At 64.3% G+C, this 14,542-nt stretch carries 10 protein-coding genes; 3 read left to right on the top strand and 7 right to left on the bottom strand.

The window, feature by feature from the left end:
• The first annotated feature begins 8 nt into the window (after positions 1–8).
• Genes IAG25_RS08925 through IAG25_RS08915 form a run of 3 tightly spaced genes read left to right on the top strand, consistent with a single transcriptional unit; the run spans position 9 to position 4,411 of the window.
• Positions 9–1,535 (top strand): efflux transporter outer membrane subunit, encoded by a 1,527-nt coding sequence (locus IAG25_RS08925; RefSeq protein ID WP_187604562.1) that lies wholly within the window; start codon positions 9–11, stop codon positions 1,533–1,535.
• Between the two features lie 52 nt (positions 1,536–1,587).
• Positions 1,588–2,838, top strand: coding sequence for an HlyD family secretion protein (locus IAG25_RS08920; protein ID WP_187604561.1), 1,251 nt, complete (start codon positions 1,588–1,590; stop codon positions 2,836–2,838).
• Between the two features lie 13 nt (positions 2,839–2,851).
• Positions 2,852–4,411 (top strand): DHA2 family efflux MFS transporter permease subunit, encoded by a 1,560-nt coding sequence (locus IAG25_RS08915; protein WP_187604560.1) that lies wholly within the window; start codon positions 2,852–2,854, stop codon positions 4,409–4,411.
• A gap of 58 nt (positions 4,412–4,469) precedes the next feature.
• On the opposite strand, the gene truB is transcribed toward IAG25_RS08915, so the two are convergent.
• The 7 genes from truB to scpB form a co-directional block, all read right to left on the bottom strand.
• Positions 4,470–5,408, bottom strand: a complete 939-nt coding sequence (truB, locus tag IAG25_RS08910; protein WP_187604559.1) for a tRNA pseudouridine(55) synthase TruB — start codon at positions 5,406–5,408, stop codon at positions 4,470–4,472.
• A gap of 3 nt (positions 5,409–5,411) precedes the next feature.
• On the bottom strand, positions 5,412–5,798 hold the full coding sequence (rbfA, locus tag IAG25_RS08905) for a 30S ribosome-binding factor RbfA (protein WP_035501116.1): 387 nt from the start codon (positions 5,796–5,798) through the stop codon (positions 5,412–5,414).
• A 95-nt stretch (positions 5,799–5,893) separates the two neighbouring features.
• Positions 5,894–8,878, bottom strand: coding sequence for a translation initiation factor IF-2 (gene infB / locus IAG25_RS08900; RefSeq protein WP_187604558.1), 2,985 nt, complete (start codon positions 8,876–8,878; stop codon positions 5,894–5,896).
• 93 nt (positions 8,879–8,971) lie between these two features.
• The gene (gene nusA / locus IAG25_RS08895; protein WP_035501118.1) at positions 8,972–10,447 is read right to left on the bottom strand and encodes a transcription termination factor NusA; all 1,476 of its coding nucleotides are present in this window, start codon (positions 10,445–10,447) and stop codon (positions 8,972–8,974) included.
• Complete coding sequence (gene rimP, locus IAG25_RS08890; protein WP_035501172.1) at positions 10,444–10,902, bottom strand: ribosome maturation factor RimP; 459 nt, start codon at positions 10,900–10,902, stop codon at positions 10,444–10,446. The genes nusA and rimP overlap by 4 nt, the downstream gene beginning before the upstream one ends.
• A gap of 374 nt (positions 10,903–11,276) precedes the next feature.
• Complete coding sequence (rluB, locus tag IAG25_RS08885) at positions 11,277–13,178, bottom strand: 23S rRNA pseudouridine(2605) synthase RluB (protein ID WP_187604557.1); 1,902 nt, start codon at positions 13,176–13,178, stop codon at positions 11,277–11,279.
• Positions 13,179–13,308: 130 nt separating this feature from the next.
• On the bottom strand, positions 13,309–14,262 hold the full coding sequence (scpB, locus tag IAG25_RS08880; protein WP_187604556.1) for an SMC-Scp complex subunit ScpB: 954 nt from the start codon (positions 14,260–14,262) through the stop codon (positions 13,309–13,311).
• Positions 14,263–14,542 lie beyond the last annotated feature (280 nt).

Here is a 14,542-nt window from a genome sequence, read left to right as displayed (position 1 = left end):
GACGAGATATGAACCACCTTTCCTTGTCCGCGCTGCCCGGCGAGCGTCGCGTGAAGAGCGCAGTGGCTGCCGCGATGGCTGCGCTCGCGCTCGCGGGTTGCGCGAACTACGCGGGCATTTCGAGCGACAAGCAGATTGCCGCGCCAGAAAACTTCGATGCCACGCAGAGCCTACCGGGACAAGGCGGCCAGTGGCCGGCGCTCGACTGGGCGAAGCAGTTTGGCGATCCGCAGTTGCCGCAACTGATCGACGAGGCGCTCGCGGACAATCCGACCATCGCGCAGGCGCAGTCGCGCATCGCGAAGGCGTCGGCGTACATCGAGACGTCGCGCTCGGCGCTCTATCCGAAGGTCAACGGATCGTATTCGTGGACGCGCGAGCTGTATTCGGCCAACGCGCTCTTCCCGCCTCCCTACGGCGGCACCTGGTACAGCGAGAACAACGTGCTCGCGAGCGCGTCGTGGGAACTCGACCTGTGGGGCAAGAACCGCTCGCGGCTGAACATGGCTGTCTCGCAGCAAAAGGCCGCCGAGGCGGACATGCAGCAGGCGCGCGTGACGCTGGCGACATCGGTCGCGCGCACGTATAACCAGCTAGCGCTGCTCTACGCGCTGCGCGACGTGGCCCAGCGCGAGATCGCGAACCGGCAGGACGTCGGGCGCATCACGAACGGGCGCGTCGCGGCCGGGCTCGACACCAACGTGGAGCGACGCACTGCGGAAGGCAACGTCGCGACGAGCCAGACGAACTCGACCGAGCTCGACGGACAGATCGAAACCGTCCGCTATCAGCTCGCCGCGCTGCTCGGCAAGGGTCCGGACCGCGGCCTGCAGATCGCCAAGCCCGTGATCAATCCGAACGTCAACGTGGCGCTGCCCGACAACGTTCCCGCCGACCTCGTCGCGCGCCGTCCGGACATCGTCGCCGCGCGCTGGCAGGTCGAAGCCGCGACGCACAATATCAAGGAAGCGAAGGCCGAGTTCTTCCCGGACATCAACCTCGCGGCGGGCTTCGGTTTCGACGCATTCGGCTGGGGCCGCTTCCTGCAGGCGAGCAGCCGCCAGATCCAGATCGGGCCGGCGATTCATCTGCCAATCTTCGATGCCGGCGCCTTGCGCGGCCAGTTGAAGGGCCGTTATGCCGACTTCGAGGGCGATGTCGCGAATTACAATCAGACGCTCATCAATGCGATGAACGACGTCGCGACCAATATTTCCGCGATCCGCTCGCTCGACAAGCAGATGGCCGACGCCCAGCGCGCGCTCGCGGCGGCGTCGAGCGCCTATCAGCTCGCGGTGATCCGCTACAAGGCCGGCCTGTCGCCGCAGTTGCAAGTGCTCAACGCCGACGAAAACCGCCTCGCCAACGAGCAGACCGTGACGAATCTGCGCCTGAAGCGCACCGATCTGCAAATCGCGCTGATCAAATCGCTCGGCGGCGGCTTCGACGCGACGAGCACGAATCTCGCGATCGGCGGCAACGGGCAGAATCCGGCGAGCACGCAGGCGGCGAATCAGTCCGCGTCGTCGAAGTAAGCCGCGCACAAGAACACGCATCAAGACCAATACGGAATATTCGGAGTCTTTCATGAGCGACCCTCAACAAACCGCCGCCGCGCCCGCGCCGAAGCAAAGCAACGGCAAACGCCGCCGGCTGATGACGCTGATCGTGCTCGTCATCATCATCGCCGCCGTCGCGTACGGGCTGTACTACTTCCTCGTCGCGCGCTTCCACGAAGCCACCGACGACGCCTATGTCAACGGCAATGTCGTGCAGATCACGCCGCAGGTCGTCGGCACGGTGATCTCGGTGAACGCGGACGACACGCAAACCGTGAAGGTCGGCGATCCGCTCGTCGCGCTCGATCCGGCCGACTCCAAGGTCGCGCTCGATCAGGCCGAGGCGAATCTCGCGCAGACCGTGCGTCAGGTGCGCACGTTCTTCGTGAACAACAACCAGTACGAAGCGCAGATCGCGTTGCGCAAGTCGGATCTGTCGCGCGCGCAGGACGATCTGAAGCGCCGCATGCAGGTTGCGCAGACGGGCGCGGTGTCGCAGGAAGAAATCTCGCACGCCCGCGACGCAGTCCGCGGCGCGCAGGCCGCACTCGACTCGGCCGAGCAGGAACTCGCGTCGAACCGTTCGCTCACGGCCAACACGACGATCGCGGATCATCCGAACGTGCTCGCCGCGGCCGCCAAGGTGCGCGACTCGTACATCAACTTCGCGCGCAACACGCTGCCGGCGCCGGTGACGGGCTATGTGGCGAAGCGCTCGGTGCAGGTCGGCCAGCGCGTCTCGCCGGGCAATCCGCTGATGGCGATCGTGCCGCTCAACGGCGTTTGGGTCGACGCGAACTTCAAGGAAGTGCAGTTGAAGCACATGCGCCTCGGGCAACCCGTGGAACTGACGGCCGACCTGTACGGTTCGAGCGTCGTGTATCACGGCAAGGTCATCGGCTTCTCGGCCGGCACGGGCTCGGCGTTCTCGCTCTTGCCCGCGCAGAACGCGACGGGTAACTGGATCAAGGTCGTCCAGCGTCTGCCGGTGCGTATCCAGCTCGATCCGAAGGAACTGGAGCAGCATCCGCTGCGCATCGGCCTCTCGATGAACGTCGATGTGACGATCAAGAACGAGGAAGGCGGCCAGCTCGGCAACGCGCAGAACACGGTCTACCAGACCAACGTGTTCGACAACTACGGCGCGCAGGCCGATCAGGAAATCGCGCGCATCATCCAGCAGAACGCGGGCACGGGCGCGGGTTCGTCGGCGCAGAACACACCGTCGTCGGCGCGCGGCAAGGCGACGAAGTCCGCATCCGCCGCCAAGCTGATGTAAGCGGATTCGCCTCATGTCTTCGCAAAACGTCGTTCACCCGCCGCTGTCGGGCGGAAAGCTCGTCATCGGGACGATTGCCGTATCGCTCGCCGTGTTCATGAACGTGCTCGACACGTCGATCGCGAACGTCTCGATTCCGTCGATCTCCGGCGACCTCGGCGTGTCGTCGGATCAGGGCACGTGGGTCATCACATCGTTCGCGGTAGCGAATGCGATCTCCGTGCCGCTCACCGGCTGGCTTACGCAGCGCATCGGCCAGGTGCGGCTCTTCCTCGGCTCGATCATCCTGTTCGTGCTCGCGTCGTGGCTCTGCGGCCTCGCGCCGACGCTGCCGTTCCTGCTCGCCGCGCGCGTGCTGCAAGGCGCCGTCGCCGGCCCGATGATCCCGCTGTCGCAGACGCTCCTGCTCGCGAGCTATCCGCGCGAAAAAGCGCCGATGGCGCTCTCGATGTGGTCGATGACCACGCTCATCGCGCCGGTCGCGGGCCCGGTGCTCGGCGGCTGGATCTCCGACAACATCTCGTGGCCGTGGATCTTCTACGTGAACATCCCGGTCGGTATCGCGGCGGCGCTCGCCACCTTCGCGATCTTCCGCGACCGCGATTCCGCGATCCGCAAGGCGCCGATCGACACCGTCGGGCTCGCGCTGCTCGTGATCTGGGTCGGCTCGCTGCAGGTCATGCTCGACAAGGGCAAGGATCTCGACTGGTTCAACTCGACGACGATCGTCGTGCTCGCGCTGATCGCGGTGATCTCGTTCGCATTCTTCATCGTTTGGGAGCTGACGGCGGAGCATCCGGTCGTGGATCTGTCGCTGTTCGAATTGCGCAATTTCACGGGCGGGACGATCGCGCTGTCGATCGGCTACGGGCTCTATTTCGGCAATCTCGTGCTGCTGCCGCTGTGGCTGCAAACGGATATTGGCTACACCGCGACGAACGCCGGCCTCGTGATGGCGCCCGTCGGCCTGTTCGCGATCCTGCTTTCGCCGATCACCGGCAAGTTCCTGCCCCGAACCGATCCGCGCTATATCGCGACCGCCGCGTTTCTCGTGTTCGCGCTGTGCTTCTGGATGCGCTCGCGCTATACGACGGGCGTCGATACCTGGGCGCTCACGGTGCCGACGGTGATTCAGGGCATCGGCATGGCGGGCTTCTTCATTCCGCTCGTGTCGATCACGCTGTCGGGTTTGCCGGGGCATCGGATTCCGGCGGCGTCGGGCTTGTCGAACTTCGTGCGGATCATGTGCGGCGGCATCGGCACGTCGATTTTCTCGACCGCGTGGGAACATCGTTCGATCGTGCATCACGCGCAACTCGTCGAGCAGGCGAACTCGTATAACCCTGTCTTCGCAAACTCGATGCAGCAGATGGGCGCGCTCGGCTTCTCGAAGGATCAGACCTACGGCCTGTACAACAGCATGGCGACGCAGCAAGCCGCGCAGCTCGGCGTGAACGACATGTTCTATATCTCCGCGGGGATTTTCGTCGCGCTGATCGCGTTGATCTGGATCACGCGGCCCGAGCGTTCGGGCAGTGGGGATTCGGCAGCGGCGGCGTCGGCGGCGCACTGACCGAATTGCCGCACGTGGAATGAAGAGAGCCCGGTTGATCGCTCAACCGGGCTCTTTTTTATTGCGCCGTGACGATCAATCGTTCGGGCGCGAGCACACCTTCGCCCGCACGCGCCACGCCGAGCAGGCGACCGCCTTCTCGCGCATAGACACGCACGCGGCCTTCTTCGAGGCGCGTTTGCACGACGTCCGCGAGCCGCAGGCGCTGGCCGTGAAGAAAGCGCTGAGTCGCTTCGTCGTTCAGTTCAACCGCGGGAAAAGTGGACAGGAGCGCGTCGACAGGCTGAAGCCGTGCATCGCGCTCCGCTTCGTTCATGCCAGCGAGTTCGTCCAGCGTGACCGCGTGCTCCAGCGTCAACGCGCCGACGCCCGTTCGCCGCAGCGCCGTCAGATGCGCGCCGCAACCGAGCGCCTCGCCGATATCTTCCGCCAGCGTGCGCACGTATGTGCCCTTGCTGCACGTCACACGAAACGTCACGAGCGGCAGCGCGCACGAGAGCAACTGCAACGCGTGAATCGTCACCTGACGGCCTTCGCGTTCCACCGTCTGACCTGCACGAGCGTATTCGTAGAGCGGCTTGCCGTCGCGTTTGAGCGCGGAGTACATCGGCGGAACCTGCGTGATTTCGCCGAGAAACTTCGTCATTGCTTCTGAAACCGCCGCCTGGTCGCACGTTACGTCACGCGTGTCGATGGCCTCGCCTTCGGCATCTCCGGTCGTCGTGCGGATGCCGAGACGCATGGTCGCTTCGTAAGTCTTGTCCGCTTCGAGCAGGTCTTGCGAGAACTTCGTCGCCTCGCCGAAACAAAGCGGCAGCAAACCCGTCGCGAGCGGATCGAGCGTGCCGGTGTGGCCCGCCTTCTTCGCGAGATAAATCCGCTTCGCCTTGATGAGCGCATCGTTGCTCGACAGCCCGAGCGGCTTGTCCAGCAGCAGCACGCCATTTAGCGCGCGACGCGGAATCTTCGGCCGCGCCTGTTTTTCCGTGCCACTCATGGCTTACTTGCCTTCCTGATCGTCGTCCGCGTCCTTCGCGCGCGAGGCGTTCGCTTCGTCGATCAGGCGCGACATCTCGACGGCCTTCTCGATCGTCTGGTCGTAGTGGAAGTGCAGCGTGGGCACCGTATGGATATGCAGGCGCTTGAACAGCATATTGTGCAGATGTCCCGCCGCGTGATTCAAACCTTGCTCGGTCTGTTTCGGATCGCCGGTGAGTGTCGTGAAATAGATCTTCGCGTGCGCGTAGTCGGGTGTGAGCTCGACGCTCTGAATCGTCACGAGACCCACGCGCGGGTCTTTGACCTCGCGCATGAGCTCCGAAAGATCGCGCTGAATCTGGTCCGCAATCTGCACGTTGCGGTTCGGGGATGTCCGTTTTTTAGCCATGATGTCGTTTCCGTGTTTCTCTTCTTGCCGGCCGATGCAAAAAGGGCGGAGCGAGCCGCCAGGCTCACCCCGCCCTTTTATCGGCGGCTAGCGCATTACAGTGTGCGAGCCACTTCCGTCACTTCGAAGACTTCGAACTGGTCGCCTTCCACGATGTCGCTGAAGTTCTTGATCGACATACCGCACTCGAAGCCCTGACGCACTTCCTTGACGTCGTCCTTGAAGCGCTTGAGCGAATCGAGCTCGCCGGTGTGGATCACGACGTTGTTGCGGATCACGCGCACCGACGAGGAACGCTTGACGACGCCGTCCGTGACCATACAACCCGCGATCAGACCGACCTTCGGCACGCGAATGACCTGACGCACCTCGACCATGCCCGTCACCGTCTCGCGCTTCTCCGGCGCGAGCATGCCGGACATCGCTGCCTTCACCTCATCCACTGCGTCATAGATGATGTTGTAGTAGCGGATGTCGATGCCGTTCGACTCGGCCAGCTTGCGGGCTTGCGCATCCGCACGCGTGTTGAAGCCGATGATGACCGCCTTCGACGCCGTCGCCAGGTTGACGTCCGATTCGCTGATCGCGCCGACCGCGCTGTGCACGATCTGCACACGCACTTCGTTGGTCGAGAGCTTCTGCAGCGACTGAACCAACGCTTCCTGCGAACCCTGCACGTCCGCCTTGACGATAAGCGGCAGGTTCTGCACTTCGCCTTCGCCCATCTGCTCGAGCATGTTCTCGAGCTTGGCGGCCTGCTGCTTCGCCAGCTTGACGTCGCGGAACTTGCCTTGACGGAACAGCGCGATTTCGCGCGCCTTGCGCTCGTCCGGCAGCACGATGACTTCCTCGCCCGCCGCCGGCACTTCCGACAGACCCTGGATTTCCACCGGGATCGACGGACCCGCCGTTTTCGTCGGCTTGCCGGTTTCGTCCAGCATCGCACGCACGCGGCCGTAGGCGCTGCCCGCGAGAACCACGTCGCCGCGATTCAGCGTGCCCGACTGCACCAGAATGGTCGCGACCGGACCCTTGCCCTTGTCGAGCTTGGCTTCGATCACGAGGCCCTTCGCGGCTGCATCGACCGGCGCGGTCAGTTCCAGCACTTCGGCTTGCAGCGATACGTTTTCCAGCAGATCGTCGATACCGCGGCCGGTCTTCGCCGATACTTCGATGAACGGCGAATCGCCGCCGTACTCTTCCGGCACCACGCCTTCCGCGACGAGTTCCTGCTTCACGCGGTCGGGGTTGGCTTCCGGCTTGTCGATCTTGTTGATCGCGACGACGATCGGCACGCCGCCCGCCTTCGCGTGGGCGATCGCTTCCTTCGTCTGCGGCATCACGCCGTCATCCGCTGCTACCACCAGAATGACGATGTCGGTTGCCTTTGCACCGCGCGCACGCATGGCCGTGAAGGCCTCGTGACCCGGCGTGTCGAGGAAGGTGATGACGCCGCGCGGCGTTTCGACGTGATACGCGCCGATATGCTGCGTAATGCCGCCCGCTTCGCCCGCCGCCACTTTCGCGCGACGGATGTAGTCCAGGAGCGAGGTCTTGCCGTGGTCGACGTGACCCATGACGGTGACGACCGGCGGACGCGGCAGCTTCTCCGCCGTGTCTTCGGTGGCTTCGCCTTCGACGAGCAGCGCTTCCGGATCGTCCAGCTTCGCCGCGACCGCGCGATGGCCCAGTTCCTCGACGACGATCATCGCCGTTTCCTGGTCCAGCACCTGGTTGATCGTGACCATCTGGCCGAGCTTCATCATCACCTTGATGACTTCCGAAGCCTTCACCGACATCTTGTGCGCGAGGTCGGCCACCGAAATGGTTTCCGGCACATGCACTTCACGGATGATCGGCTCGGTCGGCGCCTGGAACGTGGTCTGATCCTGATGCTTGCCGCGACCCTTCGGACCGCCGCGCCAGCCGCGATCGACGCCGCCGCTCGAATCGCCACGGGTCTTCATGCCACGACGCTTCGATGCGTCGTCCTGCTGCCAGCCGCCCTTGCCAGCTTTCTTCTTGTCGCCAGCGCCTGCCGGAGCCGTCGATGCGGGAGCCGTCGTGCCCGGCGCAGCCGGCTTCTTCGCCGCCGCGGGACGGGCCGCCTGCGCGCCTTCCGGTCGCGCGGGCTTGTGCAGCGTGCCCTTCGCTTCAGCGGCCTTCGCCGCTTCCACCGGCTTCGGTGCGGGCGCGGGTTCCGGCGCCTTCACCTGCGCCTTGCGCGGGGTGTTCATCATTTCGCGGATGGCACGGGCTTCGGCTTCCGCCGCCGCACGACGCTTCGCGATGGCTTCCTGCTCCAGACGCGCCTTGTCGGCCTTTGCCTTCGCGTCTTCTTCCGCCTTCTTCGCGGCTTCACGCTGAGCAGCGCGCTCGCTCGCGGCCTTCTCTTCCGCTGCCTTTTCGGCGGCTTCGCGCTGAGCGGTATCGTCCTGCTTCGGTTCCGGCTTGGCTTCGACCGCCGGTTGCGTACGCGCTTCCTGACGCGCCGACTGCGCCGCACGCGAGATTTCCGCCGCCTGAGCCGCAGCCGCCGCACGGCGCGCTGCTTCCTCTTCCTGCTTCTTGCGCTCGGCTTCCGCCGCTTCCTCGCGGGCGCGGCGCTCGGCTTCCTCGCGTTCGAGCTTCGCCTGTTGCTCCTTCAGCTCGCGCTCTTCGCGTTCGAGCTGCTCGGCGGCGTGACGCGCTTCTTCCTCGCGGCGCTGCAGTTCGGCCTCGTCGACTTCCGGCTCTTCGACGTGATTCGGCGCCGCCTCGGCCTGCTCGAGACCGGGTTCGTCGCGCTTCACGAAAACACGCTTCTTGCGCACCTCGACCTGAATGGTGCGAGCTTTACCCGTTGCGTCGGATTGTTTGATTTCCGACGTATGCCGGCGGGTCAAAGTGATCTTGCGCTTGTCGGCGTCGGCGGAACCGTGCGACTTGCGCAAATGATCGAGCAGACGCGCCTTGTCCGTTTCAGACAGGTCGTCATTCGCGCTCGCTTTCTGGACGCCAGCCGCCTGCAACTGCTCGAGCAGGACGCCCGCAGGCATTTTGAGTTCCGCGGCAAATTGGGCTACGTTGTTACTCGCCATTCATTCCTCTTGATGCAAGGACATATCCTTGCGGTTAGATCGGGGTCACGCGGCCAAACAGGCCGCCAAATATCAGTGCGCCATGGTCATTTCTCACTGGAACCAGTGTTCACGTGCTTTCATGATCAACGCCTTAGCGGCATCCTCTTCCATACCGGTCATTTCGACCAGTTCATCGACTGCCAGCTCCGCGAGGTCGTCGCGGGTCTGAATCTGGTGCTCCGCGAGCTTTGCAAGCAGCTCGTTGTCCATGCCGTCGAGACTCTTCAGCTCGAGCGCGACGCCTTCCACTTTCTCTTCGTTGGCGATCGCCATCGTGAGCAGCGCGTCGCGTGAGCGATTGCGCAGCTCGTGCACGGTGTCTTCGTCAAAGGCTTCGATTTCGAGCATTTCGTTGAGCGGCACGTAGGCGATTTCTTCGAGGCTCGTGAAGCCTTCGTCGATCAGGATGTCGGCGACTTCCTCGTCCACATCCAGACGCGCCATGAACAGGTCGCGCAACTTGCCCCGCTCTTCGTTCTGCTTCAACGCCGACTCGTCCGGCGTCATGATATTGATTTGCCAGCCGGTGAGTTCGCTTGCGAGTCTCACGTTCTGGCCGGCGCGGCCGATGGCGACGGCGAGCTCGTTTTCGTCCACGACGACGTCCATCGAGTGCTTTTCTTCATCGACGACGATCGACTGAACGGCTGCCGGCGCGAGGGCGCCGATAACGAACTGCGCGGGATCTTCCGACCATAGCACGATGTCGACGTTCTCGCCACCGAGCTCGTTACGCACGGCCTGCACGCGCGAACCGCGGATGCCGACGCACGTGCCGATCGGGTCGATGCGCTTGTCGTAGGCGATCACCCCGATTTTCGCACGCACGCCGGGATCGCGCGCGGCCGCCTTGATTTCCAGCAGGCCCTGCTCGATTTCCGGCACTTCCAGCTCAAAGAGCTTCATCAGGAATTCGGGCGCGGTGCGCGACAGCTCGATCTGCGGACCACGCGCGGTGCGGTCGACCTTCGCGATATAAGCGCGCACGCGGTCGCCCACGCGCAGATTTTCCTTCGGAATCAGCTGGTCGCGGCGCAACAGCGCTTCGACACGGCCCGACTCGACGATGAAATTGCCCTTGTCCAGGCGCTTCACCGAGCCGGTCATGATCTTTTCGCCGCGCTCGAGGAAGTCGTTCAGGATCTGCTCGCGCTCGGCATCGCGCACCTTCTGCAGGATGACCTGCTTGGCGGCCTGCGCGCCGATGCGGCCAAATTCGATCGACGGAATCGGCTCCTCGATGAAGTCGTCCACCTCTGCGTCGGGCTTCTGTTCCTTCGCTTCGAACAGCAGGATTTCCTGATCCGGCTCTTGCAGGCCGGCCTCGTCCGGCACGACGCGCCAGCGGCGGAAGGTTTCATGCTCGCCGCTCTCACGGTCGATAGCGACGCGGATATCCACGTCTTCTTCGAAGAGCTTCTTCGTTGCGGAAGCAAGCGCAGCTTCCAGCGCTGCGTACACGACGTCCTTGTTGACGTTCTTTTCGCGTGCCAGCGCATCCGCCAGCATCAATACTTCGCGACTCATTGTTTGCGGCTCCTAAAATCAACCTTGGGGACGAGACGTGCCTTATCGAGGTCCGCGAGCGTGAAATCGAGCATCGCGGCGCCGTCCTTCCCTTCAAATTCCAATCCGATCGTGTCGCCGTCAGGGGCGTGCAAGATGCCACGGAACGATTTGCGCCCGTCCAGCGGCTTTTTCAACGTGATGGAGACTTCGCTCCCCGCGAAGCGCTCGAAATCCGCCAGTTTCTTGAGCGGGCGGTCGAGCCCCGGCGACGAAACCTCGAGCCGGTCGTAATCGATGTTCTCGACTTCGAGCAAATATTGGAGCTGGCGCGTGACCTTCTCGCAGTCTTCGATGGCGATACCAGCCGGCTGGTCGATATATATACGCAGCATGCCGCCTCCCGAACGCTCGAGATCGACAAGCTCGTAGCCAAGGCCCGAGACCGTGGTTTCTATCAATTCCGTCAGTTGCACAGTAACTCCAAGGTGTTTCGCGCGCTCCACGCAAAAACACCTGCGAGCGAGCGCCTTCATGCGGGCGCGCACCCTGCTCCCGAGATGCCGAACCGAATAGCCAAAAAAAAATGGGCGCAACGCCCATCATCTTCAACCGAGGTCGCACCCGGGCAGCGAAAAAAACTACGTGCCCAGCGACTTCATGATTTTAGCCATTTTTCAGGATAAACGCAAACGTAACGCGCGCTTTCAGCCCTGTTGAGCCCAATTTCACGTCGATTCGTCTTCGTGATCCCGAAGAGTAAAGCGCATGTTTTCGCCATCGGAAACAGGTGCGGCCATCGCACCCGATTCCCAATGGCGTTTTTGCATTTCTTTGCGCTTTGCTGTGCTCAGCGGCCGCGCGAGCGATTGCGCGCGCCCCGGCCGGCGCCGCCGCCCGGCTTGCCCTGCGACGGGCCCTGCTGTGCGCCGCCCTGGCGATTGCCACGCGGCGCATTGCCGCCCGCAGCACGCTTGCCAGCGCCGCTGCCGCCCATGCCCGGCGCGCCGCCTTGCGGACGAGCGCCGCGCGGACCCGGCCGGCCGCCGCCACCGTTAGCCCGGTTGCCGTTCGGCTCGTTGCCCGCGCGATTGCCGTTTGCTTCGCGGCCGCCGCGACGGCCCATGCCGCCCGGGTTGCCCGTTCCCGTGTTGGCGCCGAATCCGCCGCCCATGCCGCCGAGCCCGAAGCCGCCGGCGACGCCGCCCGGCTGACCGCGCCGTCCGCCGCGACCCGGCGTCTGCTGCTGGGCCATGCGCGAGTGCGAGCTCAGCACCGGTTCGCGTGTGATGAAGCCCATCGACGTCTGCATCGGATCGGGTTGCACGCGCGGCGCCGCACTGCGTCCGCCCTTCTCAGCTGTCGGCAGCTTCAGGCCGACCGACTCCAGCAGGCTGCGCACCTCATTGTCTTCGAGCTCCTCCCAGCGACCGCGTTTCAGGCCACGCGGGAGCGCGATCGGACCGTGACGCGTACGGATCAGGCGGCTCACCATCAGACCCGCGGCCTCGAACATGCGGCGCACTTCGCGATTGCGGCCTTCGGCCAGCGCGACGTGATACCAGTGATTCGTGCCTTCGCCGCCACCGTCCTGAATGCGCAGGAAGTTGGCGGGACCGTCGTCGAGTTCGACGCCCTTCAGGAGCTTCTGCTTCATCCCCTCCGACAGCTGGCCGACCACGCGCACCGCATATTCACGCTCGACGCTGTAGCGCGGATGCATGAAGCGGTTCGCCAGATCGCCCGACGTCGTGAGCAGCAGGAGACCTTCCGTGTTGAAATCGAGACGGCCGACCGCGAGCCATTTGGCGGTTTTCATCGACGGCAGCTTGTCGAACACGGAAGGACGGCCTTCCGGGTCCGCGTGGCTGACGATCTCGCCCGTCGGCTTGTGATAAAGCAGGATACGCGGCGGTTTGCTCGCGAGCTTGCGCTTGAGCGGCTTGCCGTTGATGCGCACCTGATCGCTCGGCATGATGCGCTGGCCGATATGCGCCGGCTCGCCGTTCACCGATACGCGGCCGGCGATGATCAATTCTTCCATGTCGCGACGCGAGCCCATGCCCGCGTCGGCGAGCACCTTGTGCAGCTTCGGCGCGTCGTCGTCCGGTTCCAGCACGCGCTTTTGCTGCGGGGCGTTGCGGCCGCGTCGCAGCATCGGGGCGCGCACGCCGCCCGAGCCGTTGTCGGCGTCGAAGGCCGGCGAGGTCACGTAGGCGAAGACGTCGTCGACGGCGGCAGCGGCCGCGCTCTCGACCGTCGCGGGCCCCGAGTCATTGGCGTTGCGCTTGCCGCCGCGCTTTTGCTGCGGCGGGTTTTTGCGCCGTCCGCCTTCACGCGGCGCGGATGCCTCGGCCTGCACGACCGGTTCATCCGCCGCTTCGGCACTGGCCTCGCCAGCATCGGCGCGCACGTTTTTGCGGCCGCGCGGACTTGCGCCTTCGCTCTTGCGCGGTTTTGCGCCCGGGTCCTTGCGCGGAGTGCGCACCTGCGCCGCGACGACGCCATCGGGCGGCGTCTCGTTCACGGCGCCCGGCACGCTTTCGTCCTTGGTCTTCGCGACAGCGCGACGCCGTGCGATCAGGCTGCGCGGCCCGCGGCGCAGTCCGCGGCGCGGCCGGTCTTCGCCCTCGCCGCTTTCATCGGCGCGATCGGCGCGCGTGCGTTCGCCGGCGTCGGCCGACTCGGATGCGTCCGCGGCATGCGCCGGGCGCGCGGATTCAGGCGAATCGCTGTCGTGGGAGTGTGTCAAAACAACCTCAAATGTCGAATCGCGCGCCCGTCGCGGGCGCGTCTAAAAATCCGCTGATCGGTCCGGCTGGTCGTCTCGAGATGATCTTTATGGAGAGCCGGGTTGTGCGATCAGGGGCGTTGCAATTGCGTCAGGCGCGGCGCGCCGTCGGTTCTTCGGAGTCGTCGTCCAGTTCTGCGTCGTTCGATGGACTTGCGTCTCTTTCCTCTTCACGCGGCATCGACACAGGTGCGTCGTGCGTGGTGCTCAGCGACTGCGCGTGAATCCCGGGCGGCAATGCGACGCGCTCGTTCAGCGCGTCCGCATGTCCCGATCCGAGTGTTTCCTGCTGTTCTTCTGCCTGTTCTTGCTCTGCCGGGACGTCGGCTGCGCTCTCATCGCCGCCGGATGTTTCGGCTTCGACGGTTTCAGCCGACTGCGCCGCTTCAACCGGGTTGACCGGCGCGGCTGCGTCGTGTTCCCCGCTATTCGCCGCTTCGTGCGCCTGAGCGCTCGCCGGCTGCGCGTCCCCGGCGATGCTGTCCGGGAATTCGATCGAATGCTGCGCGAGCAGCGATGCCTCGAGTTGCGCCGCCGGATTGTCCAGCGCGGGCAACTCGTCGAGCGCGGTCAGACCGAGATCGTCGAGAAACTGCTTGGTCGTCGCGTAAAGCGCCGGACGGCCCGGCACGTCGCGATGACCGATCACCTCGATCCAGCCACGGTCTTCCAGCTGCTTCACGACTTGCGTGTTCACCGTCACGCCGCGAATCTCTTCGATATCGCCCCGCGTAACCGGCTGCCGATACGCAATGATCGCCAGCGTTTCGAGTACGGCCCGCGAATACCTCGGCGGCTTTTCGGGGTGCAGCCGATCGAGATAAGCCCGCATCGCCGGCTTGCTCTGAAAACGCCAGCCCGAGGCGAGCGCCACGAGTTCGACACCGCGTCCCGACCAGTCGGCCTTGAGCGCTTCGAGCAACGTGCGAACGGTATCCGCCGAAATATCGTCGGCGAACAGCTTGCGCAATTCATTCAGCCTCAGCGGTTCCTGCGCGCAAATCAAGGCAGTCTCGAGGACGATCTTCGCCTCTTGGGTATTCATGCAGCTTGGGTCAACCCTGTATGGTCAATGATTCAATTCAAAATCGGGCTTGCGCAGGACCGAACGCCACCAAACTGGTGCGAACGATAAAGCTGGACGCGGAGTTTCAAGACGCGCTCGCCCGATTGTAATCGGTCATATTGATTGGGAGCACGCACCGGGGAGAGGCGATATTGGGCGATCGGTGAGCGAATCGCCGGGCCATCCCAGCCGGACGAGGTGGCGCTTTCATAGGCGAAAGCGCGTGACTGAGCGCCATATTACGCAAAAACAACCGGGG

Source organism: Caballeronia sp. EK (assembly GCF_014384845.1).
Lineage (GTDB): Bacteria > Pseudomonadota > Gammaproteobacteria > Burkholderiales > Burkholderiaceae > Caballeronia > Caballeronia jiangsuensis.
This window is presented reverse-complemented; position numbering and strand designations above follow the sequence as displayed.

Excerpts from the sequence above, each read along its gene's own strand:
- IAG25_RS08920 (WP_187604561.1), top strand. The coding sequence starts at position 1,588 with ATGAGCGACCCTCAACAAACCGCCGCCGCGCCCGCGCCGAAGCAAAGC.
- IAG25_RS08925 (WP_187604562.1), top strand. The coding sequence starts at position 9 with ATGAACCACCTTTCCTTGTCCGCGCTGCCCGGCGAGCGTCGCGTGAAG.
- rbfA (WP_035501116.1), bottom strand. The coding sequence starts at position 5,798 with ATGGCTAAAAAACGGACATCCCCGAACCGCAACGTGCAGATTGCGGAC.
- nusA (WP_035501118.1), bottom strand. The coding sequence starts at position 10,447 with ATGAGTCGCGAAGTATTGATGCTGGCGGATGCGCTGGCACGCGAAAAG.
- IAG25_RS08915 (WP_187604560.1), top strand. The coding sequence starts at position 2,852 with ATGTCTTCGCAAAACGTCGTTCACCCGCCGCTGTCGGGCGGAAAGCTC.
- scpB (WP_187604556.1), bottom strand. The coding sequence starts at position 14,262 with ATGAATACCCAAGAGGCGAAGATCGTCCTCGAGACTGCCTTGATTTGC.
- infB (WP_187604558.1), bottom strand. The coding sequence starts at position 8,878 with ATGGCGAGTAACAACGTAGCCCAATTTGCCGCGGAACTCAAAATGCCT.
- truB (WP_187604559.1), bottom strand. The coding sequence starts at position 5,408 with ATGAGTGGCACGGAAAAACAGGCGCGGCCGAAGATTCCGCGTCGCGCG.